This is a genomic window from Nocardioides sp. CPCC 206348 (genome assembly GCF_048654705.1).
Taxonomy (GTDB): Bacteria; Actinomycetota; Actinomycetes; order Propionibacteriales; family Nocardioidaceae; genus Nocardioides.
In genome coordinates this window covers 10,906-11,722 of sequence record NZ_JBMCZA010000210.1, presented here as the reverse complement: position 1 = coordinate 11,722, position 817 = coordinate 10,906, and the positions used below count along the sequence as shown (strand labels likewise).

The 817-nt window shown below is 71.7% G+C and carries 2 protein-coding genes; one reads left to right on the top strand and one right to left on the bottom strand.

Annotation, left to right across the window (positions count from 1 at the left end; translation table 11 throughout):
• The coding region (locus tag ACOADB_RS20945; RefSeq protein ID WP_378603433.1) for a Gfo/Idh/MocA family protein at nt 1-358 on the bottom strand (358 nt) is incomplete at its 3' end.
• Nucleotides 359-489: 131 nt separating this feature from the next.
• Here ACOADB_RS20945 and ACOADB_RS20940 point away from each other — a divergent pair.
• Entirely contained in the window at nt 490-804 is a 315-nt protein-coding gene (locus ACOADB_RS20940) for a DUF3263 domain-containing protein (protein WP_378603022.1), read from the top strand.
• Nucleotides 805-817: the final 13 nt, after the last annotated feature.

The following is an 817-nucleotide window of genomic DNA, read 5'->3' as shown; positions in this document are numbered from 1 at the left end:
TCCGCGCGAGCCGGACCATCTCCTCGGCGTCGGACGTGCGCAGGGTCAGCGGCTTCTCGCACAGGACGTGCTTGCCGGCCTCGAAGGCGGCGCGCGCGCCGGCAAGGTGGAGCGCGTGCGGCGTGGCGATGTAGACCACGTCGACATCGGGGTCGGCCAGCAGGTCGTCGTAGGTCGCGTGGGCGCGGGTCCGGTCGTCGCCGTACTCGTCGGCGAAGGTGCGGGCAGGGCCGATGGTGCGCGATCCGACCGCGGCGAGGCGGGCTCCGGGGACCATGGCCAGGTCGGTGGCGAAGGTGCGCGCGATCTTGCCGGTGGCGAGGATGCCCCAGCCGATGGTGTCGGGGGCGTCGGCCATGGCTGCGAGCCTACCGGCGCGCCCGAGCGCCGGAAGGGGTCGAGACCCGCCGGGGCGGACCGAATGACATGCGTGTGATTCACCCGTTACAGTGGGTGTCAAGCAGGTTCGCCCATTGTCGAGGAGACGCCATGAACGCCGAGCGCAGCCCCCAAGGGGCCGACCTCACTTCGGCTGTCCCCGCGGTTGCCGTCGGAGGCCTCAGCGACCGCGACGCCGCCATTCTCGAGTTCGAGCGCCAGTGGTGGAAGTACGCCGGCGCCAAGGAGAGCGCGGTGCGCGAGCAGTTCGACATGAGCGCGACCCGCTACTACCAGGTGCTCAACGCCCTCATCGACCGTCCCGAGGCGCTGGCTGCCGACCCGCTCCTCGTCCGTCGCCTGCGCCGCCTCCGCTCGCAGCGCCAGCGCCAGCGTTCCGCGCGCCGCCTCGGCTTCGAGCTGTAATGACAGGTCCGAG

Bases quoted from the DNA above. Each gene is read 5' to 3' on its own strand.
- ACOADB_RS20940 (WP_378603022.1), top strand. From the start codon at position 490: ATGAACGCCGAGCGCAGCCCCCAAGGGGCCGACCTCACTTCGGCTGTC.